At 52.8% G+C, this 20,423-nt stretch carries 23 protein-coding genes and 1 other annotated feature; of the genes, 17 read left to right on the top strand and 6 right to left on the bottom strand.

Annotated features, from left to right (window positions below):
* Positions 1–113 precede the first annotated feature (113 nt).
* From kduD to hxpB, 3 genes are all read right to left on the bottom strand, one after another.
* Complete coding sequence (kduD, locus tag F3J37_RS02705) at positions 114–875, bottom strand: 2-dehydro-3-deoxy-D-gluconate 5-dehydrogenase KduD (RefSeq protein ID WP_166931655.1); 762 nt, start codon at positions 873–875, stop codon at positions 114–116.
* 12 nt (positions 876–887) lie between these two features.
* Positions 888–1,724, bottom strand: coding sequence for a 5-dehydro-4-deoxy-D-glucuronate isomerase (kduI, locus tag F3J37_RS02700; RefSeq protein ID WP_034821747.1), 837 nt, complete (start codon positions 1,722–1,724; stop codon positions 888–890).
* Positions 1,725–1,955: 231 nt separating this feature from the next.
* On the bottom strand, positions 1,956–2,624 hold the full coding sequence (gene hxpB / locus F3J37_RS02695; protein WP_166931652.1) for a hexitol phosphatase HxpB: 669 nt from the start codon (positions 2,622–2,624) through the stop codon (positions 1,956–1,958).
* A 143-nt stretch (positions 2,625–2,767) separates the two neighbouring features.
* Between hxpB and F3J37_RS02690 the strand changes: the two genes are divergently transcribed.
* Positions 2,768–3,304, top strand: a complete 537-nt coding sequence (locus F3J37_RS02690; RefSeq protein WP_034821741.1) for a YniB family protein — start codon at positions 2,768–2,770, stop codon at positions 3,302–3,304.
* A 4-nt stretch (positions 3,305–3,308) separates the two neighbouring features.
* Here F3J37_RS02690 and F3J37_RS02685 read toward each other — a convergent pair whose 3' ends face one another.
* Together F3J37_RS02685 and ghoS are read right to left on the bottom strand one after the other, a co-directional pair.
* Entirely contained in the window at positions 3,309–4,202 is an 894-nt protein-coding gene (locus F3J37_RS02685) for a fructosamine kinase family protein (RefSeq protein WP_097119259.1), read from the bottom strand.
* An 89-nt stretch (positions 4,203–4,291) separates the two neighbouring features.
* Positions 4,292–4,582 (bottom strand): type V toxin-antitoxin system endoribonuclease antitoxin GhoS, encoded by a 291-nt coding sequence (gene ghoS / locus F3J37_RS02680; protein ID WP_166931649.1) that lies wholly within the window; start codon positions 4,580–4,582, stop codon positions 4,292–4,294.
* Between the two features lie 332 nt (positions 4,583–4,914).
* Between ghoS and F3J37_RS02675 the strand changes: the two genes are divergently transcribed.
* The 16 genes from F3J37_RS02675 (at position 4,915) to F3J37_RS02600 (ending at position 19,227) form a co-directional block, all read left to right on the top strand.
* Positions 4,915–5,676, top strand: a complete 762-nt coding sequence (locus F3J37_RS02675; protein ID WP_034821732.1) for a DUF481 domain-containing protein — start codon at positions 4,915–4,917, stop codon at positions 5,674–5,676.
* Between the two features lie 243 nt (positions 5,677–5,919).
* Complete coding sequence (gene thrS, locus F3J37_RS02670; protein WP_166931647.1) at positions 5,920–7,848, top strand: threonine--tRNA ligase; 1,929 nt, start codon at positions 5,920–5,922, stop codon at positions 7,846–7,848.
* 4 nt (positions 7,849–7,852) lie between these two features.
* Positions 7,853–8,404: a translation initiation factor IF-3 gene (infC, locus tag F3J37_RS02665; protein ID WP_034821726.1), complete on the top strand. Its 552-nt coding sequence runs from the start codon at positions 7,853–7,855 to the stop codon at positions 8,402–8,404.
* A 99-nt stretch (positions 8,405–8,503) separates the two neighbouring features.
* Complete coding sequence (gene rpmI / locus F3J37_RS02660; RefSeq protein WP_006118955.1) at positions 8,504–8,701, top strand: 50S ribosomal protein L35; 198 nt, start codon at positions 8,504–8,506, stop codon at positions 8,699–8,701.
* 82 nt (positions 8,702–8,783) lie between these two features.
* Positions 8,784–9,140: a 50S ribosomal protein L20 gene (gene rplT / locus F3J37_RS02655; protein WP_007892678.1), complete on the top strand. Its 357-nt coding sequence runs from the start codon at positions 8,784–8,786 to the stop codon at positions 9,138–9,140.
* Positions 9,141–9,255: 115 nt separating this feature from the next.
* Positions 9,256–9,381: a sequence feature (Phe leader region), on the top strand.
* Positions 9,261–9,305: a pheST operon leader peptide PheM gene (pheM, locus tag F3J37_RS02650; RefSeq protein WP_121626058.1), complete on the top strand. Its 45-nt coding sequence runs from the start codon at positions 9,261–9,263 to the stop codon at positions 9,303–9,305. Its footprint overlaps the feature before it by 45 nt.
* Before the next feature lie 71 nt (positions 9,382–9,452).
* A complete protein-coding gene (gene pheS / locus F3J37_RS02645) occupies positions 9,453–10,436 on the top strand; it encodes a phenylalanine--tRNA ligase subunit alpha (protein ID WP_166931644.1) in 984 nt (327 codons plus the stop codon).
* A gap of 14 nt (positions 10,437–10,450) precedes the next feature.
* Entirely contained in the window at positions 10,451–12,838 is a 2,388-nt protein-coding gene (pheT, locus tag F3J37_RS02640; RefSeq protein ID WP_166931642.1) for a phenylalanine--tRNA ligase subunit beta, read from the top strand.
* Positions 12,839–12,842: 4 nt separating this feature from the next.
* Positions 12,843–13,145, top strand: a complete 303-nt coding sequence (gene ihfA, locus F3J37_RS02635; protein ID WP_007892687.1) for an integration host factor subunit alpha — start codon at positions 12,843–12,845, stop codon at positions 13,143–13,145.
* 191 nt (positions 13,146–13,336) lie between these two features.
* Entirely contained in the window at positions 13,337–13,699 is a 363-nt protein-coding gene (locus F3J37_RS02630; protein ID WP_166931640.1) for a DUF2502 domain-containing protein, read from the top strand.
* 90 nt (positions 13,700–13,789) lie between these two features.
* Positions 13,790–14,773, top strand: a complete 984-nt coding sequence (gene btuC, locus F3J37_RS02625; protein ID WP_166931637.1) for a vitamin B12 ABC transporter permease BtuC — start codon at positions 13,790–13,792, stop codon at positions 14,771–14,773.
* Positions 14,774–14,812: 39 nt separating this feature from the next.
* Positions 14,813–15,358, top strand: coding sequence for a glutathione peroxidase (locus tag F3J37_RS02620; RefSeq protein ID WP_034821708.1), 546 nt, complete (start codon positions 14,813–14,815; stop codon positions 15,356–15,358).
* Positions 15,359–16,105, top strand: a complete 747-nt coding sequence (gene btuD, locus F3J37_RS02615) for a vitamin B12 ABC transporter ATP-binding protein BtuD (protein WP_166931635.1) — start codon at positions 15,359–15,361, stop codon at positions 16,103–16,105.
* Positions 16,106–16,173: 68 nt separating this feature from the next.
* A complete protein-coding gene (locus F3J37_RS02610; protein ID WP_097119267.1) occupies positions 16,174–16,635 on the top strand; it encodes an NlpC/P60 family protein in 462 nt (153 codons plus the stop codon).
* Between the two features lie 311 nt (positions 16,636–16,946).
* Complete coding sequence (locus F3J37_RS02605; protein WP_166932023.1) at positions 16,947–17,690, top strand: EAL domain-containing protein; 744 nt, start codon at positions 16,947–16,949, stop codon at positions 17,688–17,690.
* Positions 17,691–17,787: 97 nt separating this feature from the next.
* A complete protein-coding gene (locus F3J37_RS02600; RefSeq protein ID WP_166931633.1) occupies positions 17,788–19,227 on the top strand; it encodes a protein adenylyltransferase SelO in 1,440 nt (479 codons plus the stop codon).
* Between the two features lie 5 nt (positions 19,228–19,232).
* Here F3J37_RS02600 and F3J37_RS02595 read toward each other — a convergent pair whose 3' ends face one another.
* Entirely contained in the window at positions 19,233–20,279 is a 1,047-nt protein-coding gene (locus tag F3J37_RS02595; RefSeq protein ID WP_166931630.1) for a 3-deoxy-7-phosphoheptulonate synthase, read from the bottom strand.
* Positions 20,280–20,423: the final 144 nt, after the last annotated feature.

Genomic DNA, 20,423 nt, shown 5'->3' with positions numbered 1-20,423 from the left:
CTGTCGATGCATCCAGTATAGGGATTTATCCAGTGAAATAGAACGGTGACGCTGTAACGAAGCGTTAATATTTTTCGCTTTCCCGCGTCATAATGACGCGGGAAAAGAACAGGTTAGCGTGCTAACCATCCACCATCGACGGCCAGGGTGTAGCCGTGCACATAATCTGCAGCGTCAGAAGCCAGAAACACGATCGGACCCATCATGTCATCCGGAATACCCCAGCGTCCGGCAGGGATGCGCCCGAGGATCTCTTCGTTGCGTGATTCGTCATTACGCAGTTGTTCGGTGTTATTGGTTGCCATATAGCCTGGAGCGATGGCATTCACGTTAATGCCGTGTTTCGCCCACTCATTGGCCATCAGACGCGTTAAGCCCATCACCGCACTTTTCGACGCAGTATAAGAAGGCACGCGAATACCGCCCTGGAAGGAGAGCATTGAGGCGATATTGATAATCTTGCCGCCTTTGCCCTGAGCGATAAACTGACGCGCCACCTGCTGAGAAAGGAAGAATAGGCTTTTGCTGTTGATGTTCATCACATCATCCCAATCCTGCTCGCTGAAGTTAAGTGCATCTTCACGGCGGATGATGCCCGCGTTATTCACCAGAATATCGATACGTCCGGCCTGAGCCACGGCTTGCTCAACAATTTGCGGCACCCCTTTCGGCTGAGTCAAATCGGCCTGAATCGACCAAAAGCGGCGCCCCAGGGCTTCAACTTTAGACTGCGTATCGGCAGGACCGGCTCGATTAACGCCGATGATGTCACAGCCGGCTTGCGCCAACCCTAAGGCCATCCCCTGACCTAAACCGGTATTACAGCCGGTGACCAGCGCAATTTTGCCTTCAAGATTAAATGCGTTAAGGATCATCTTTCGCTCCTGTTAGCGCAGCGCGCTGATGCTGACGTGGTCCATGTCATCGAACACCTGATTTTCGCCCACCATGCCCCAGATAAAGGTATAGCGCTGTGTGCCTACTCCGGCATGAATTGACCAGCTTGGTGAGATCACCGCCTGCTCGTTGTGCACCAGCAAATGGCGCGTTTCCTGCGGCTGGCCCATCATGTGGAAAACGGCGCTGTCATCCGCCATATCAAAGTAAAAGTACACTTCCATACGACGTTCGTGGGTGTGGCACGGCATGGTGTTCCAGAGATTGCCGTCATCAAGACGCGTGAGTCCCATGGTGAGCTGGCAGGTGGGTAACACATCCGGCACGATAAATTTATTAATGGTGCGACGGTTTGAGGTCGCGGCATCCCCTAACGTGGCTTTGACTGCATCCTGCAGGGTGATCTTTTTATCCGGATAACGGGTATGTGCGGGTGCGCTGTTGTAGTAAAACTTCGCTGGAAGGTTGGCGTTGCTGCTGCGGAAAACCACGCTTTTGGCGCCCTGGCCAACATACAGCGCCTCCTGATGGCCCACCTCCCAGGTTTTGCCATCGACGTCAATCAAGCCCGGTCCGCCAATGTTGATCACGCCCAGTTCGCGGCGTTCAAGAAAATAGCTCACGCCCAGTTGTTTGCCGACTTCTTCACCGATCGTCACCGACTGCTGGATTGGCATGACACCACCAATGATGATGCGATCAATGTGGCTGTAAGTGAGGGTGTAATGGTCTGCCTCAAAAATTTTCTCGATCAAAAATTCGCGACGTAATCCGGCGGTGTCCAGATTTTTTGCATGCTCAGTATGAATGCTTTGACGAACGTCCATCTCAGACCTCTCAAAGTTGAAGGAAGTGTCCCGAAGTGGGTCTTTGGGCATCTTAGGCAGGATGGGATGTGAATTCAATAAAAATGAAACGTTGTTTTATTTAATTGTGTGAGTGATCAAATACGCGCAGTTATTGCCGTAGTGGGTGTCAGGAACAATGGAAAGTGTTGCCCACAGATGGGCAACGAGAATGGAGGGGCTGAGTCCTGGCCCGGCACAGGTGTATCAGAATTAATTGAACAGATGCTCAGCTTTCAACTCGGCCAAACTCGCCAGCTTCACATTGGCCAGAGCCCAACGCGCATCATCCGCGTACTCGGCTGCTGGCACCACAATCGAACGCATGCGCGCGGCTTTGGTGGCGATCATGCCATTGAACGAATCTTCCAGCGTCACACAGTTGAGCGGATCCACCGCCAACTTCGCCGCCGCATCCAGATAGACCTGTGGATGAGGTTTGCTGTACGGCAGGCTTTCGGCTGAAGCAATGGCGTCGAAGTATTTGCGCAGGTCGAACATCTCCAGCACGCGCTCCAGCATAAACAGCGGTGACGCAGAAGCGAGAGCGATTTTTAATCCCTGCTGCTGGCAAAGTTGCAATGCCTGTTCAACGCCGGGCAGTAATGGACGCGTCTCCTCAACCAATGCCAGCGCGCGGGCAATGATACGTTGCGTCACTTCCGCCTGATCCGGGCCGTTCCACGGCAAAGCTTCAAACCACATACGGACGGTTTGATCGATGCGCAAACCCAGCGTATCGGGCAGTTCATGGCGGCGGGTAATATCCACCCCCAGACTCGCAAACACATCCAGTTCTGCCTGATCCCACAAGGGTTCAGAGTCGATCAGCAATCCGTCCATATCAAAAATAGCGGCCAACACCGGGCGACGATAAGACATACAACAGCTCCGTTTGAAATTTGCCCTACCTTATCATGCGCAGCCGGGAAATCCGACTCACGGCAGGTTACGCATTTTTCAGGAAAAAAAGCCGCAGTGCAGGTAGACTTAGGGCAAAACTATTGTATGTGAAGGGAGACACCATGACTTACCAACAGGCTGGCCGCATCGCCATCCTTAAGCGAGTGGCTGGCTGGGTAATTTTTATTCCGGCGCTGCTATCCACCATTATCTCAATTCTCGGCTTCATGTTTAAACACAGTGAAAAGCAGCCGGGCATTGATGCAGTGATGCTTGATTTTGTCCATGTCATGGTCGACATGATCAAGTTCAATACGCCGTTTTTGAACCTGTTTTGGCAAAACTCACCGGTACCGGAGTTTCATGGCGGTGCCAATATTGGCTTCTGGGTCATCTACATCCTGATTTTCGTCGGCATTGCGCTGCAGGCGTCAGGCGCGCGCATGTGGCGTCAGTCGCGTCACATCAAGGAAGGTATTGAAGATCAGTTGATTCTTGAACAAGCCAAAGGAGCTGAAGGGCGCACACGTGCTCAGCTGGAAGAGAAGATCCATGTCCCGCGACATACTATTTTGCTGCAAATTTTCCCGCTCTATATCCTGCCAATTGTGATTGCTATTGCGGGTTATTTTGTCCTGAAATTACTGGGCATGCTGTAAGGCGTCAGGCCGGCCTGGCCTGACGTTGTCCCAATGCATCTTCATTTAACAACTGGTCAATCGCGAATTGTGCCGCGTTTGTCCAGTTACCGGCAAACACGTTGGCGCGGTTGAGCAAATAGTAAAGCTGATACACGGGCTGTCGTTGCGAAAACCCTTCCGCCAGCGGCCACACCGAGTGATATCCCTCGTAAATCTGGCGTGGCAATTCGACGTAGTAATTCAACATCGCGAGATCGCACTCCCTGTCGCCCCAATAGCAGGCGGGGTCAAACAGCCATGGCCCACTGCTGCTATCCGCGCAGTTAGCAGGCCACAAATCGCCGTGTAGTAGAGAAGGCTGAGGATGATGATTGGCCAACGCGCGTTGCACGCAATCGACGATCAATTCGGTATTGCCGTATTGCACCCCTTTCTCAGCGGCCAGTTGCAGTTGCCAGCCAATACGCTGTTCAGCAAAGAACACCGACCAGCGGCGTAGCCAACTGTTGGGCTGGGGGGAGGTGGTGATGTTGTTATCGTAATCGAGGCCAAACTGCGGTTGCTCGCTCCATTGATGGAGGTGAGCCAACTGCTGGCCAAGCTGGAAGGCGCTCTGTTCGTTCAGCGCCTCTGGCTGAATATACTCCAACAGTAAGAAGCTGCTGTCGCGGTCATTCCCGACGCCATATACTTTCGGCACCCGGACCGTCTGTGTCCGCGCCAGCAATCCCAGCTGGTCCGCTTCCCAGCTAAACAGAGTGAGCATATCGCGCGTATTACATTTAACGAAAACGTCGAGATCGCCGTAGCGGAGGCGCCAGGCAGGATGCACATCGCCACCAGGGAGTTCGTAACGTTCAGTGATTTCAGCTTCACCGGCGTGTTCGCTTAACAGACGACTAATGGCTGACCACATTGGGTAATCCTCTTTATTCGCTGCGTAAGTTTGATTGTAGCGCTCAAAACTTCAGCAAAACCAGTGGTGCGGCGATTATTTGTGGCGCGTCAGGGTTTTGCCTGTAGAAATTCGGACAGCGTGGTGATCTTCACCTCCGCTTTACGATGCAGGGCAACATCCGCCAGCCCGGCGGCGTGTTCTGCGATCTCATGTTGTTCCAATGCACTGATGATGCCAAAACTGTTGGTTCCCAACTCATGCGAATGACCTTCATCATCATGCAAGGTCGTGGTGTAACCGCCGCTGACCATCACGCTGTTAAGGGATTGCAGATCGCCTAAGCTCTCATCAGGGTAGCTTAGCGTGACAATGTAACGTTTCAGGTCGTGGTCACTCATCATTCACCTCATTGTAATGGAACAGATTTCAGCGTAGACCAGCGCTGCGGATAGAGCGAATTCTGCGCAATTCAGGTGGGAAAAGGGAGCGTAAATCTGCGTCAACAGGCTTCAGAAAATTCTTGTATCAATTGGGCTGCTATTTCGCTAATTGCCTCTTATAATGCGCAGCGGAAATGGGAAAGCTCCTATTAACCATGCGGTTCCAGCGCGGAACCTGGCATTTCTGGCATCTTCATACTTTTTTACAAAACTTACCGTAAATTGCATTGATTGGCTGGGAAAACTCTTCAGACTCACTCTTTTTTAAACTGCCGTACGGGTCACATTTAATGAAAGCCTTTAATAAGCTGTCCGCTGTTTTATTGCTCTCTGCTGGAGCATTTTGTCACCAGGCATTTGCTGATAACACCGTTTTTACCTCTATGGATGACCCTTCAACGGCAAAAAAACCGTTTGAAGGCAGCGCGTCAGCCGGTTATTTGGCACAGACAGGGAATACCACCAGTTCATCATTGAGCGCCTCAACCAACATGACGTGGTATCAGACCAACACCGCTTACAGCTTGTGGGGCAACGCCGCGAACAACTCATCCAACGATGAGCGTTCCTCAGAGACTTACAACATCGGTGGTCGTACCCGTTACAATATGAACAGCGCGGACTATCTGTTCGGTCAGGCGAGCTGGTTGAGCGACCGTTTCAACGGTTATGATTCGCGCGATGTACTGACTGCCGGTTATGGTCGCCAGTTGCTGAACGGTCCTGTGCACTCGCTGCGAGCTGAATTCGGTCCCGGTGTACGTTACGATGATTTCCATGAAGGTGGTCACGAAACCAAGGCGCTGGGATACGGTGCTGTGAGCTACCAGTGGCAACTGACTGACACGACCAAATTCATCCAGGGTGTTTCCGTGTTGAGCAGCTTCGGTGAAGATACAACGCTGAACTCCGAAACCGGCTTGCAGGTGGCCATCAACGAACACTTCGCGTTGAAGCTGGCTTACAACGTGACCTGGAATAATAATCCGCCAGAGTCTGCGCCGGATCGTACCGACACCAAAACCACCATCCAGCTTTCTTACGCGATGTAAGCGAGCCGTGATGAAAAAACCGTTGCCGGCCAGCGCCGCGCAGCGGTTTTTTTTATCTGTCGATGGCTTAGCGCATTTTTCGCGGGTTTAGATCGCGGCAGAAAGCTGCTATTATCTCCGGCGCTTTACATTCCTGGCGTCATTCCGACAACGTGGGTCTGACATTACGCCGGGTTACTCAAACAGAACTCAATGTTGCATGTAGGCTTTCGTGTGGCTTACCACTGCAATTAAGGATATGAAATGCCAGTAATTACTCTTCCTGATGGCAGCCAGCGCGTATTTGACCGTCCGGTCAGCGTGATGGACATCGCGATGGATATCGGACCGGGCCTGGCGAAAGCCTGTATTGCCGGTCGTGTAAATGGCGAGCTGGTGGATGCGGTTGATCCGATCACCGAAGATGCTCAGGTGGCAATTATCACCGCCAAAGATGAAGCCGGTCTGGAAATTATTCGTCACTCTTGTGCGCACCTGTTAGGGCATGCGATTAAACAACTGTGGCCGAATACCAAAATGGCGATTGGTCCGGTGATCGATAACGGCTTCTATTATGACGTCGATCTCGAACACACCCTGACGCAGGAAGATCTTGAGCTGCTGGAAAAGCGTATGCACCAGTTAGCTGAGACTAATTACGATGTGGTGAAGAAAAAGGTGAGCTGGCAGGAAGCACGTGATGTGTTTGCTGAGCGTGGCGAAAGCTACAAAACCACCATTCTTGACGAAAACATCAGCCACGATGATCAACCTGGTTTGTATCATCATGAAGAATACATCGACATGTGCCGCGGTCCGCACGTGCCGAACATGCGTTTCTGCCATCACTTCAAACTGCAGAAAATCTCCGGTGCTTACTGGCGCGGCAACAGCGACAACAAAATGCTGCAGCGTATTTACGGTACAGCGTGGGCCGACAAGAAGCAGCTGGCTGCCTATCTGCAGCGTTTGGAAGAAGCGGCGAAGCGCGATCACCGTAAAATCGGTAAGCAGCTCGACCTGTACCATATGCAGGAAGAAGCGCCAGGTATGGTGTTCTGGCACAACGACGGTTGGACCATCTTCCGTGAACTGGAAGTGTTCGTCCGTACCAAGCTGAAAGAGTACGATTACCAGGAAGTGAAAGGTCCGTTTATGATGGACCGTGTGCTGTGGGAAAAAACCGGCCACTGGGAAAACTACAAAGAAGCGATGTTCACCACCTCTTCAGAGAACCGTGAATATTGCATCAAGCCAATGAACTGCCCTGGCCACGTTCAGATCTTTAATCAGGGTCTGAAATCCTACCGTGACCTGCCGCTGCGTATGGCGGAATTTGGTAGCTGCCACCGTAATGAGCCATCAGGCGCATTGCACGGCCTGATGCGCGTCCGTGGTTTTACCCAGGATGATGCGCACGTCTTCTGTACCGAAGATCAGGTTCGTGATGAAGTGAATAGCTGTATTCGTATGGTGTACGACATGTACAGCACCTTCGGTTTTGAAAAAATCGTGGTGAAACTGTCGACCCGTCCGGAGAAACGTATCGGTACCGATGAAATGTGGGACCGTGCGGAAGTGGATTTAGCAGAAGCGCTGAAGGAGAACGAAATTCCGTTCGAATATCAGCCAGGAGAGGGTGCCTTCTACGGCCCGAAAATTGAGTTTACCCTGTACGATTGCCTCGACCGCGCATGGCAGTGCGGCACCGTTCAGCTAGACTTCTCCCTGCCAAAACGTTTGGACGCCACTTATGTGGGCGAAAACAACGATCGTCAGACGCCGGTAATGATTCACCGTGCGATTCTCGGTTCAATGGAGCGCTTTATCGGCATCCTGACCGAAGAGTTCGCGGGCTTCTTCCCGAGCTGGCTGGCCCCCGTGCAGGCTGTGGTGATGAATATTACCGACAGTCAGGCAGAATATGTCAGTGAATTGACAAAGAAATTGCAGAAAGCGGGCATTCGTGTCAAAGCAGACTTGAGAAACGAGAAGATAGGCTTTAAAATCCGCGAGCACACATTACGTCGCGTCCCTTATATGCTGGTTTGCGGTGAGAAAGAGGTGGAAGCAGGCAAAGTTGCCGTGCGCACCCGCCGTGGTAAAGACCTCGGGAGCATGGACGTAGATGTGTTTGTTGAGAAGCTGCAACAAGAGATTCGCAGCCGACATCTTCACCAATTAGAGGAATAAGGTTATTAAAGGCGGAAAACGAGTACAACCGACGCGTCCGAACCGTATCAACGGCGAAATCCGTGCTACCGAAGTGCGCTTAACTGGCGTAGACGGCGAGCAACTTGGCATTGTGACATTGCGCGAAGCAATTGAGAAAGCCGAAGAAGCTGGCGTAGATTTAGTTGAAATCAGCCCGAACGCCGAACCGCCGGTTTGCCGTATTATGGATTACGGCAAGTTCCTTTATGAAAAGAGTAAGTCTTCTAAGGAACAGAAGAAGAAGCAGAAAGTTATCCAGGTTAAGGAAATTAAATTCCGTCCTGGTACCGATGATGGCGACTATCAGGTCAAACTACGCAACCTGATTCGCTTTCTGGAAGAGGGCGATAAAGCCAAAATCACGCTACGTTTCCGTGGTCGTGAAATGGCGCACCAGCAGATCGGTATGGAAGTGCTTAACCGCGTCCGTAAAGACCTGTGTGAAGATCTGGATCTGGCCATTGTCGAGTCCTTCCCGACTAAGATCGAAGGCCGCCAGATGATCATGGTGCTCGCACCGAAGAAGAAACAGTAGGCCTTCAAGTAATAATTCCGCGCAGCGTTCGCGCTGTGCGGAATCTTATTCGCCTGTCTGATTCATTTTATTAACAATGCGAAGTGGATATTTGTAAAAATGCCAAAGATTAAAACTGTCCGTGGCGCGGCTAAGCGCTTCAAGAAGACCGCTTCTGGCGGCTTCAAGCGTAAGCACGCGAACCTGCGTCATATTCTGACTAAGAAGTCTACCAAGCGTAAACGTCACCTGCGTCCGAAAGGCATGGTGTCTAAAGGCGATCTGGGTCTGGTTGTTGCCTGCCTGCCGTACGCATAAGTAAACTTTTTATAAATCTGCCTGAACACTTTGCGTACTGCAGGGAATAGGGCATCACAGAATATGATATAGGAGAGCTCACATGGCTCGCGTAAAACGTGGTGTAATTGCTCGCGCACGTCACAAGAAAATCTTAAAACAAGCTAAAGGCTACTACGGTGCACGTTCACGTGTTTACCGCGTTGCTTTCCAGGCTGTTATCAAAGCTGGTCAGTATGCTTACCGTGACCGTCGTCAACGTAAGCGTCAGTTCCGTCAGCTGTGGATCGCGCGTATCAACGCTGCGGCCCGTCAGAACGGTATCTCTTACAGCCGTTTCATCAATGGCCTGAAAAAAGCCTCTATTGAAATCGACCGTAAGATTCTGGCTGACATCGCTGTGTTCGACAAAGTGACCTTCACGGCACTGGTCGAAAAAGCAAAATCAGCTCTGGCGTAAGTCAGATGAAAAAGGGAGCTTGCTCCCTTTTTTATTGCCTGCAACTCACGCAAAAGATTGACATTTTAACCGCTGGGCTTTTCAATAGTGCGGTTTCTATCAAGACAAGGTAACGCAAGCATGCACGCTGCTATTTTCCGTTTCTTTTTTTACTTTAGCGCCTGACAATCGGGGGCTTTTGCGCATAAGAAAAGAAACGAAAAATCGCGCTGAAAGCCTCCCTCGTGGAGGCTTTTTTGTTTCTGGCGACACTTTATCGGATCTCACGGTCCTAACAAGAACTGACCAGCCCGGCTGGAAGAAGAGGAAATCATGTCCCAACTCGCAGACCTGGTGGCCCGTGCCACGGCCGCTATCGACGAGGCGTCGGATATCGCCGCCCTGGACGCCGTGCGCGTCGAATTCCTGGGTAAGAAAGGGCATCTGACGCTGCAAATGACCACCCTGCGTGAACTGCCAGCGGAAGACCGTCCGGCAGCAGGCGCGGTGATTAACGAAGCGAAGCAGCAGGTGCAGGATCGTCTTAACGCACGTAAAGACACCCTGGAAAGCGCTGAGCTGAATGCGCGCCTCGCCGCAGAGACCATTGATGTCTCGCTGCCTGGTCGCCGCGTTGAGAACGGCGGTTTGCACCCGGTGACCCGCACCATCGATCGTATCGAAAACTTCTTCGGCGAGTTGGGCTTTGCGGTGGTCACTGGTCCGGAAATCGAAGATGACTATCATAACTTCGACGCACTCAACATTCCTGGCCACCATCCGGCGCGTGCTGACCACGATACCTTCTGGTTCGATGCCACCCGTCTGCTGCGCACCCAGACGTCTGGCGTGCAGATCCGCACCATGAAAAACCAGCAGCCGCCGATCCGCATCATCGCGCCAGGTCGCGTGTATCGTAACGACTACGATCAAACCCACACCCCAATGTTCCATCAGATGGAAGGTTTGATCGTCGATAAAGACATCAGCTTCACCAACCTGAAAGGCACGCTGCATGATTTCCTGAACAACTTCTTTGAAGAAGACCTGCAGATTCGTTTCCGTCCTTCTTACTTCCCGTTCACCGAACCGTCTGCGGAAGTGGATGTGATGGGTAAAAATGGTAAGTGGCTGGAAGTGCTGGGCTGCGGCATGGTGCATCCGAACGTACTGCGCAATGTGGGCATTGACCCGGAAGTCTACTCTGGCTTCGCTTTCGGCATGGGAATGGAGCGTCTCACCATGCTGCGTTATGGCATGAACGATCTGCGCGCCTTCTTCGAAAATGATCTACGTTTCCTCAAACAATTTAAATAAGGGCAGGTTATCCAATGAAATTCAGTGAACTCTGGTTACGCGAATGGGTAAATCCAGCCCTGGACAGCGCTGCGCTGTCTGAGCAAATCACCATGGCCGGCCTGGAAGTGGACGGCGTGGATCCGGTCGCCGGTGCGTTCCATGGCGTGGTCGTGGGTGAAGTGGTGGAGTGCGGCCAGCATCCGAACGCCGACAAACTGCGCGTGACCAAAATCAACGTGGGCGGCGAGCGCCTGCTGGATATCGTCTGTGGTGCGCCAAACTGCCGCCAGGGCCTGAAAGTCGCCGTGGCAACCGTCGGCGCTGTACTGCCAGGCGACTTCAAAATCAAAGCCGCGAAACTGCGCGGTGAGCCTTCAGAAGGCATGCTGTGCTCGTTCTCTGAGCTGGGTATTTCCGACGATCACAGCGGCATTATTGAACTGCCTGCTGATGCGCCTATCGGCACTGACATCCGCAGCTATCTGCAGCTGGATGACAACACCATCGAAATCAGCGTAACGCCAAACCGTGCCGATTGCCTCGGTATTATTGGTATTGCGCGCGATGTGGCGGTAGTCAACGGTCTGCCGCTCACCGAGCCAACGATTGAGCCGGTTAAAGCGACCATTACTGATACCTTCCCGATTCGCGTAGATGCCACCGACGCTTGCCCACGTTATCTGGGCCGCGTTGTAAAAGGCATCAATGTGAAAGCGGCAACGCCATTGTGGATGCGTGAAAAACTGCGTCGTTGCGGCATCCGTTCTATCGACCCGGTTGTGGATATCACCAACTACGTTCTGCTGGAACTCGGTCAGCCGATGCACGCCTTTGACCTCGACCGCATTGACGGTGGCATCGTGGTGCGCATGGCGGAAGAGGGTGAAGTCCTGACCTTACTAGATGGTACCGAAGCGAAACTCAGCAGCGACACGCTGGTGATTGCTGACCATCAGAAAGCGCTGGCGATGGGCGGCATTTTTGGTGGTGAGCACTCCGGTGTGAATGAAGAAACCCAAAATGTGCTGTTCGAGTGCGCCTTCTTTGAACCGCTGGCGATCACCGGCCGTGCTCGTCGTCAGGGCCTGCATACCGATGCGTCACACCGTTACGAGCGTGGTGTTGATCCGGCACTGCAATTCAAAGCCATTGAGCGGGCCACCCAACTGCTGCTGGACATTTGTGGCGGCGAAGCGGGTCCGGTTATCGATCAAACCGACGCCAGCAAGCTGCCTGAGCGCGCCACCATTACCCTGCGTCGTGAAAAGCTGGACCGCCTGATTGGCCACGTGATCGGCGATGAGCAGGTCACCGATATCCTGACGCGTCTCGGTTGCGAAGTGACCGTGGGCAATGGCGAGTGGACAGCCGTTGCACCAAGCTGGCGTTTCGATATGGCGATTGAAGAAGATCTGGTTGAGGAAGTGGCCCGCGTATACGGCTACAACAACATTCCAGACGTGCCGGTGAAAGCCAGCCTGATTATGACGAAGCATCGCGAAGCGGATCTGTCGCTGAAGCGTGCGCGTAACCTGCTCGTCGATAAAGGCTATCAGGAAGCCATTACTTATAGCTTCGTTGATCCGAAAGTGCAGCAGCTGCTGCATCCGGGTGAAGAAGCGCTGATCCTGCCAAGCCCGATTTCCAGCGATATGTCGGCAATGCGCTTGTCACTGTGGACCGGTCTGCTCGGTGCGGTGGTGTATAACCAGAACCGTCAGCAAGGCCGTGTGCGCCTGTTTGAGAGCGGTTTACGCTTTGTTCCTGATACGCAGGCCGATCTCGGTATCCGCCAGGATCTTATGCTGGCGGGCGTTCTGAGCGGTAATCGCTATGAAGAGCATTGGGATCTGGCGCGTCAGACAGTTGACTTCTATGATTTAAAAGGCGATTTAGAATCGTTACTGGATTTGACCGGTAAACTCGATGAGATTTCTTTCCGTGCAGAAGCCAATCCGGCACTGCATCCGGGACAGAGCGCGGCAATTTATTTACGCGGCGAACGAATCGGATTTATCGGAGTGGTTCATCCGGAGTTGGAACGTAAGCTGGATCTCAACGGCCGCACCTTAGTGTTTGAACTGCTTTGGAATAAGGTCGCAGACCGCGTCCTGCCTGACGCGCGCGAGATTTCACGCTTCCCGGCGAACCGTCGTGATATCGCTGTGGTAGTGGCTGAAAACGTGCCCGCAGCAGATATCATCGCGGAGTGTAAGAAAGTTGGCGTAAATCAGGTAGTTGGCGTAAACTTGTTTGACGTGTACCGTGGTAAGGGCGTGAACGAGGGCGAAAAGAGCCTCGCGATTAGCCTGATTTTGCAGGATACCAGCCGGACACTCGAAGAAGAGGAGATTGCCGCGACCGTTGCCAAATGCGTTGCGGCATTAAAAGAGCGATTCCAGGCAACCTTGAGGGATTGAACCTATGGCGCTTACAAAAGCTGAAATGTCAGAGTACCTGTTTGAAAAACTCGGGTTGAGCAAACGCGATGCCAAAGAGTTGGTTGAGCTCTTCTTTGAAGAAGTTCGCCGCGCGTTAGAAAACGGAGAACAGGTTAAACTGTCCGGATTTGGTAATTTTGATCTGCGTGACAAAAACCAACGTCCGGGCCGTAACCCGAAGACGGGGGAAGATATTCCTATCACTGCCCGCCGAGTGGTGACCTTCCGTCCGGGACAGAAGTTGAAAAGTCGCGTTGAGAACGCGACACCGAAGGACGCTGACTAATTTCAGTATGACAAAAAGGCCGCTTAGCGGCCTTTTTTATTGGCTGTAAAATAGCCGTTCTGCGTAATCTTTCCATAATGTCAGGATTTCGTAAGTATCCGGAAAATAGGATGAAAATCGGCACTGGCTGATAGTGACTGCGGCAATCCATTTGTTATAACAGCGCCATCACATAACAAGGGGTATTGCTGATGAAAAAGACAGCACTTTTACTGGGCATCCTGTTAGGCATGCCGCTGCTGGCTAGCGCCAATGTTTCCGTTAACATCAACACACCGGGTGTTTCTATTCATATCGGTGATCAGGATAAACGTGGCTACTACTGGGATGGCTACGACTGGCGTGCGCCAACCTGGTGGAAACAGCACCACAATCAACGCATCGGCACCAAAGGCCCGCACGGTTACTGGAACGGTAACGGCTGGCAGTCACAGCACCCGGGCAATGCGCCGCACCACGATAACAAACCGCAGCCGCGCGACCAGCATCATGACCAGCGTGATAACCACGATCAGCGTGATAATCACGGTCAACCGATCCCGCCTCATCAATAAGCAATGCTCAGCGGCACCCACTCGGTGCCGCTTTCTTTTTGCCACAATCCCACTACAATCGATTTTCTGTTTTCTCAGCCAATCTTATCTATGACTCTGTTGGACCAGCTTGCCCGTCAGGCCGATCGTCGTAGCCAGCGCTGGCTGATGCTGCTCAGTGCCATTCTGCTGCTGCTGTTTATTCTCAGCCTGTGCGCCGGAGACAGTTGGATATCGCCAACCCAATGGTTTTCCTCTAACGGTGAACTCTTCGTCTGGCAGTTGCGCTTACCGCGCACGCTGGCGGTGCTGCTGGTGGGGGCTGCGCTGGCGGTGTGTGGCGTGGTGATGCAGGCGCTGTTCAACAATCCGCTGGCGGAACCCGGCTTGCTTGGCGTATCCAATGGCGCGGGCATTGGGTTAGTGTTGGGTGTGATGCTGGGCAATGGCTCGCTATGGAGCCTGGCGCTGGCGGCGATGGCGGGCGCATTATTGATCACGCTGATCCTGCTGCACTTTGCCCATCGTCAGCTTTCCGTTAGTCGCTTACTGCTCACGGGCGTGGCGCTCGGCATTATCTGTAGCGCAGTGATGACGTGGGCCGTGTACTTTAGCACCAGCCTCGATCTGCGGCAGTTAATGTACTGGATGATGGGCGGCTTTGGCGGTATTGACTGGCGCTATGGCTGGATGATGCTGGCGCTGTTGCCGGTCACTCTTCTGCTGACAGCCACCGCTCGGACGCTGAATTTACTTTCACTGGGGGAAATCTCGGCGCGTCAGCTAGGCCTGCCGTTATTGTTATGGCGTAACCTGTTAGTGTTGGCGATGGGCTGGCTGGTAGGCGCCAGCGTGGCGATGGCCGGTGCCATCGGATTTGTCGGATTGGTCATCCCTCATCTGTTACGCTTAAGCGGTTTTAGCGATCACCGATACCTGCTGCCCGCCTCGGCGCTGGCAGGGGCTGCGGTGCTCCTCGGGGCAGATATTATCGCCCGGCTGGTGCTGACGTCGGCTGAGTTGCCGATTGGCGTGGTCACCGCCACCCTCGGCGCTCCGCTGTTTATCGTGCTTTTAGTGAAATCTTCGCGCTAGCAATGGCTGGCATCTTGGTCTCAACAACAGGAATCGACAATGAGCATTTATCAGACAGAACTGGTTACCCTGGACGGCGAAAAAACGACGCTGGCACAGTATCAGGACAACGTACTGCTGGTGGTCAACGTGGCGTCAAAATGTGGGCTGACGGCGCAGTATGAGCAGCTTGAGTCACTGCAGAAAGCCTGGCAGGACAAAAACTTTAGCGTGCTGGGTTTCCCCTGCAACCAGTTTCTGGAGCAGGAACCGGGCAGCAACGAAGAGATCAAAACCTTCTGCAGCACCACTTATGGTGTGACTTTCCCGATGTTCGATAAAACCGATGTGAACGGTGCCAATCGTCATCCGCTGTATGCGCAGTTAACGGCGGCACAGCCTGAAGCCGAACGTCCTGAAGGCAGCGGTTTCCTCGAGCGTATGGTGAGCAAAGGACGTGCACCAAAAGCCGAGGGCGACATTTTGTGGAACTTCGAAAAATTCCTCATCAACAAACAGGGTAAGGTCATTGCGCGTTTCTCTCCGGATATGACGCCTGATGATCCGATCATCCTGAAACGCGTTGAGCAGGCGCTGGCAGAGTAAATGCTGTTGCAGTGTCAGGGAGTCAGCGTCGCGGGACGTCTGGCTCCGGTTGATCTCAGCGTCAATGCAGGTGAATGGATACATTTGGTGGGCCCGAATGGCGCGGGAAAAAGTACTTTACTCTGTGCGCTGTCGGGATTATTGCCGGCTCAAGGCGTGATTCAGCTTGCAGGAACGTCGTTGAGCCGCTTAAGCGGGGCTGCACTGGCTCAATGGCGTGCCTGGTTACCGCAACAACAGGCCGCGTTAGGGACCATGCCCGTCTGGCACTATCTGCGTCTGCATTTCTCTTCGGCGTCGCCGCAGGTAGATGTCACACTCAATGATGTGCTGACGCAACTCAGCGTACAGGACAAATTAACCCGTCAACTGACGCAGCTCTCCGGAGGCGAATGGCAGCGTGTGCGACTGGCTGCGGTGGTGATGCAAATCCATCCGGCGATCAATCCTCACGGCAAGCTTTTAATTCTGGATGAGCCGATGACGGCATTGGATGTCGCGCAGCAGCGAGCCGTGGATAAATTGTTGTTCCAGCTGTGCCACGCCGGTATTGCGGTGATTGCCAGCGGCCATGATCTTAACCACAGTCTGCGCCATGCCGACCGCGTAGGATTGATGCATCAGGGGGAAGTGGTGATGCAGGGGAGTGCGCGGGACGTCTTAACCGCCGCCAATCTCTCTCCGTTGTACCAAACCGAGTTTCAACAATTAGATACACCGCAAGGCCCTCTGCTGTTTATTCCCTGATTAACATTGCCTGTTAAGCAGATTTGCCGCTAAAGTGTCATCCGGGCGACGGATTTAGGGACATTCTGATGCGAATAACGGTATTTCTTCTGATGCTGCTGCTGGTTGGGTGTAGTAGCCATCACGCGCCGCCGCCGAATGGCCGCCTTTCTGATTCCATCACCGTGATTGCTCAACTCAACGATCAGTTAGGTCGCTGGCGTGGCACGCCTTATCGCTACGGCGGGTTAAGTCGAGGCGGTGTGGATTGCTCTGGTTTTGTTTATCTGACCTTCCGCGATAAATTCGATATGCAACTGCCGCGTTCTACCGTTGACCAGACGGATATTGGCACTCGCATTGATAAACGCGATTTGCTGCCCGGTGATCTGGTCTTCTTTAAAACGGGCAGCGGAGAGAATGGCCTGCATGTGGGTATTTATGATACCGATAACACCTTTATCCACGCTTCGACCAGCCAGGGCGTGATTCGCTCTTCACTGGATAATGTCTATTGGCGCAAGGTATTTTGGCAGGCACGTCGTATCTGAATGATTACCATACCAGTGCTGAATGACCTATTCTCTTCATGGTTTTTCAGCCGGTTTATTATTGAATTCCCCTCGAATTTAACTCTCATTTAAAATGGCACTTTACCTGTGCTCGCATAAATACTAAAAATAAGACTGAATTTATTTAATGAGTATGGACAACCACTCAGGCTATTTGGCTTAAGTTTTATTTATGGCTTAAAACGGTTTAATCAGGCACAAAATTGCGTCTCTTCTAACGTTTGGTCCTATTGCCTGACCGTTTTCATTGATATACGATGCGCCAATTGCCACTGCTTCTGGCTGCTAAAATGAAAGTCCATTTATCTGCCGACTATCAGTCGGAAACCTGGTTCTATCCAGTTTATACACTGGCGGGCCAGCTGACTGCGGTCGAGCTGGTGACGCAATTCGTCCACGACAGCGCACCTATTACGCTGCCGCAGGATTTGCTGTTGCCGCAATTAGACGATGCGCAGCAATTACGGTTAATGCAGAGCCAGCTTTCTTTACTGGAAAAGTACCGTGACTTTTTTGAGCTACATCAAATTACCGCTTTGGTTCGTATTGATGATTCGATGGCGTTAACGCTGCTTGAAAGTGAATTTCTGTTAAGGAAATTTAAACAACTTCCTTTTATTATTCTCGATATTAGCGAAACGTTTCCGCAATTAGCGCGCGGAAAAGCGCAGCCACTTCTGGCAACATTACAGCAGGAATTCCGTTTATCACTTTCCCAATTTGGTGCGGGTAAAGCACCTGCGACCGCAGTTTACGATAATCTCTTTAGTGTACTGAAACTGGATAAAACCTTTATACAAGGCCTGGCTAAACGTGCATCTTTTACACCATTTATCCAAACGGTCATCGATAATTTCTCAGATTATGCCGATCAGCTCATAATATGTGGTGTTGACGATAACCTCATGCTGGAGAAAGTCAGCATGCTGAGCGGAGCTCAACTGCAAGGCAATTTGTTCCCGGTTGTCAAAGCGGAACGGTTAGGTGATCTTATTTATCCTGATGTGACTTCGCACACCCCTTCACAGCAGTAGTCCTTTCAACTGTCATCCGCTGACGCCCAGCGTTACACTGAACCCTATTCTTTAAACTCACTGTTGGTGCTTTTTGTGTGCACCTTCTGGAGTGGTGATGCAATTTATTAATAGCTGGCAGCAAGAGCTGCCGGGATGCTATACGGCGCTGATGCCAACGCCGTTGGAAGGCGGGCGCCTGTTCTATCATAACGCGCCGCTGGCGGCAGAAATGGAACTGGATGCCGGGCTCTTCACTGGGCAGGGGCACGGCGTCTGGAGTGGTCGTGAGCTATTGCCAGGTATGGCCCCGCTGGCGCAGGTTTACAGCGGACATCAATTTGGTGTGTGGGCCGGCCAACTGGGCGACGGGCGTGGCATTCTGCTGGGTGAACAGCAACTGACGAACGGACGTAAACTCGACTGGCATTTAAAAGGGGCGGGATTGACACCCTATTCGCGTATGGGTGATGGCCGGGCGGTGATTCGTTCCAGCGTGCGTGAGTTCCTGGCTTCGGAAGCATTGCACCATTTGGGGATTCCCACCACTCGCGCGCTGGCTCTGGCGATTGGCGATGAGCCAGTGCTGCGTGAAACGCAGGAACGCGGGGCAATGCTGATGCGCATCGCTGAGAGTCATCTGCGTTTTGGTCACTTTGAACATTTTTACTATGGCGGCGAGCAGGATAAGGTCCGGCAACTGGCAGATTACGCCATTCATCATCACTGGCCGCAGTTAAGCGATGACGCTGACCGCTATGTGCTGTGGTTTACCGATATCGTGAAACGCACTGCCAGCCTGATCGCCCACTGGCAGAGCGTAGGCTTTGCGCATGGCGTGATGAACACCGACAACATGTCGATCCTCGGACTGACGCTGGATTATGGTCCCTATGGCTTCCTTGATGATTACCAACCCGGATTCATCTGCAATCACAGCGATTATCAGGGGCGTTATTCCTTTGAGAATCAGCCGATGATTGGTTTGTGGAACCTCAATCGTCTGGCGCATGCATTGTCAGGGTTGATGAGCACGGATCAGTTAAAACAGGCGCTCAGCCATTATGAAACGGAACTTATGCGGGTCTGGGGTGAGAAAATGCGCGCTAAACTGGGCCTTCTGACTGCCGATGCCAATGACAACGCGATTCTGACGCAACTGCTGTCGCTGATGACACAAGAGCGAAGCGATTACACGTTGACCTTTCGCTTACTGAGTGAGACGCAGCAGCATCAACAGCGTTCGCCGCTGCGTGATGAATTTATTGACCGCGAGGCGTTTGACCACTGGTACGACGGCTATCGTCAGCGTCTGCTGCAGGATGAGGCATCAGATGAACAACGCCAACAGGTCATGAAGGCGGCCAACCCAGCGCTGGTGTTGCGCAATTATCTGGCACAGCAGGTGATTGAAGAAGTCGAGCAGGGTGAGAAGGCGGCGCTGGAGCGGCTCCATTTGGCTTTACAACAGCCATTTGATGATGCGGCCGTCAGCGCAGAGTTACGCCAACGGCCGCCAGAGTGGGGCAAAACGCTGGAGGTGAGTTGCTCCAGCTAAGGTGATTAAAAACGGCTGTCGACCGCGGCAGCCAGTTTCTCCAGCACTTCGGCGCTATCTTCCCAGCTCAGGCAGGGATCGGTAATGGACTGACCGTAGTTTAACGGCTCGCCGCTCACCACTTTCTGATTACCTTCCTGCAGGAAACTCTCAATCATCACACCCGCCACCGCACGTGATCCCGCGCGAATTTGTGCTGCCACATCATCTGCGACGTCGCGCTGGCGGCGATGCTGCTTCAGACAGTTACCATGGCTAAAGTCGATGATCAGCTGTTCCGGCAAATTGAAATCACGCAAATTTGCGGCTGCGGCCGCGACATCTTCGGCGTGATAGTTAGGCTGACGGCCACCGCGCAGAATCACATGACCATGCGGATTGCCGCTGGTCTGGTAAATCGTCATCTGACCGTGTTTATCTGGAGACAGGAACATATGGCTGACGCGTGACGCGCGAATCGCATCCACTGCGATTTGCACATTGCCGTCTGTACCGTTTTTGAATCCGACCGGGCACGACAGCGCCGAAGCCATTTCACGGTGGATCTGACTCTCCGTGGTGCGTGCACCAATGGCGCCCCAGCTGATCAGGTCGGCAATAAACTGGCCGATCACCATATCAAGGAACTCGGTGGCGGTCGGCATACCGGTGGCGTTGATATCCAGCAACAGTTTACGAGCAATGGCGATGCCGCGATTAACGTCGAAACTGCCATCCAGATCCGGATCTGAGATCAATCCTTTCCAGCCGACCACCGTGCGCGGTTTTTCGAAGTAAGCGCGCATCACGATTTCCAGACGATCCTGGTAACGTTCGCGTAACACGTTGAGGCGTTCGGCATAGTCCAGCGCGGCTTTAGGGTCGTGTAGCGAGCACGGGCCGATAATCACCAACAGGCGTGGATCTTCACCGGTCAAAATGCGTGCAATACGCTGGCGCGCAGCGGTGACGGTGGCTGCCACCTCCGGTGAAATGGGGTGTTCTTGCGCTAGCACAGCGGGCGTTAGCAGGCTGCCGATGCGCGCGGTACGCAGTTCATCAGTCTTGTTCATTGAGATTCTCAAAATCTGTTCTTCGCAACGGTGAAATACCGGGAAGTGATGGTGGTCACAATAAACCAATAGGCCGCGAATTCAACCCGCTAAAAAGAAAGGTGAGCGAAACAAGACGGAAGCCAGGCTTTACGGCCTGGCGTA

This window comes from Candidatus Pantoea communis (assembly GCF_011752685.1).
Taxonomy (GTDB): Bacteria; Pseudomonadota; Gammaproteobacteria; order Enterobacterales; family Enterobacteriaceae; genus Pantoea; species Pantoea communis.
This window is presented reverse-complemented; position numbering and strand designations above follow the sequence as displayed.

What these genes read in the sequence shown, in the direction of transcription:
- kduD (WP_166931655.1), bottom strand. Translation starts at nt 875, where the DNA reads ATGATCCTTAACGCATTTAATCTTGAAGGCAAAATTGCGCTGGTCACC.
- kduI (WP_034821747.1), bottom strand. Translation starts at nt 1,724, where the DNA reads ATGGACGTTCGTCAAAGCATTCATACTGAGCATGCAAAAAATCTGGAC.
- hxpB (WP_166931652.1), bottom strand. Translation starts at nt 2,624, where the DNA reads ATGTCTTATCGTCGCCCGGTGTTGGCCGCTATTTTTGATATGGACGGA.
- F3J37_RS02690 (WP_034821741.1), top strand. Translation starts at nt 2,768, where the DNA reads ATGACTTACCAACAGGCTGGCCGCATCGCCATCCTTAAGCGAGTGGCT.
- F3J37_RS02685 (WP_097119259.1), bottom strand. Translation starts at nt 4,202, where the DNA reads ATGTGGTCAGCCATTAGTCGTCTGTTAAGCGAACACGCCGGTGAAGCT.
- ghoS (WP_166931649.1), bottom strand. Translation starts at nt 4,582, where the DNA reads ATGAGTGACCACGACCTGAAACGTTACATTGTCACGCTAAGCTACCCT.
- F3J37_RS02675 (WP_034821732.1), top strand. Translation starts at nt 4,915, where the DNA reads ATGAAAGCCTTTAATAAGCTGTCCGCTGTTTTATTGCTCTCTGCTGGA.
- thrS (WP_166931647.1), top strand. Translation starts at nt 5,920, where the DNA reads ATGCCAGTAATTACTCTTCCTGATGGCAGCCAGCGCGTATTTGACCGT.
- rpmI (WP_006118955.1), top strand. Translation starts at nt 8,504, where the DNA reads ATGCCAAAGATTAAAACTGTCCGTGGCGCGGCTAAGCGCTTCAAGAAG.
- rplT (WP_007892678.1), top strand. Translation starts at nt 8,784, where the DNA reads ATGGCTCGCGTAAAACGTGGTGTAATTGCTCGCGCACGTCACAAGAAA.
- pheS (WP_166931644.1), top strand. Translation starts at nt 9,453, where the DNA reads ATGTCCCAACTCGCAGACCTGGTGGCCCGTGCCACGGCCGCTATCGAC.
- pheT (WP_166931642.1), top strand. Translation starts at nt 10,451, where the DNA reads ATGAAATTCAGTGAACTCTGGTTACGCGAATGGGTAAATCCAGCCCTG.
- ihfA (WP_007892687.1), top strand. Translation starts at nt 12,843, where the DNA reads ATGGCGCTTACAAAAGCTGAAATGTCAGAGTACCTGTTTGAAAAACTC.
- F3J37_RS02630 (WP_166931640.1), top strand. Translation starts at nt 13,337, where the DNA reads ATGAAAAAGACAGCACTTTTACTGGGCATCCTGTTAGGCATGCCGCTG.
- btuC (WP_166931637.1), top strand. Translation starts at nt 13,790, where the DNA reads ATGACTCTGTTGGACCAGCTTGCCCGTCAGGCCGATCGTCGTAGCCAG.
- F3J37_RS02620 (WP_034821708.1), top strand. Translation starts at nt 14,813, where the DNA reads ATGAGCATTTATCAGACAGAACTGGTTACCCTGGACGGCGAAAAAACG.
- btuD (WP_166931635.1), top strand. Translation starts at nt 15,359, where the DNA reads ATGCTGTTGCAGTGTCAGGGAGTCAGCGTCGCGGGACGTCTGGCTCCG.
- F3J37_RS02610 (WP_097119267.1), top strand. Translation starts at nt 16,174, where the DNA reads ATGCGAATAACGGTATTTCTTCTGATGCTGCTGCTGGTTGGGTGTAGT.
- F3J37_RS02605 (WP_166932023.1), top strand. Translation starts at nt 16,947, where the DNA reads ATGAAAGTCCATTTATCTGCCGACTATCAGTCGGAAACCTGGTTCTAT.
- F3J37_RS02600 (WP_166931633.1), top strand. Translation starts at nt 17,788, where the DNA reads ATGCAATTTATTAATAGCTGGCAGCAAGAGCTGCCGGGATGCTATACG.
- F3J37_RS02595 (WP_166931630.1), bottom strand. Translation starts at nt 20,279, where the DNA reads ATGAACAAGACTGATGAACTGCGTACCGCGCGCATCGGCAGCCTGCTA.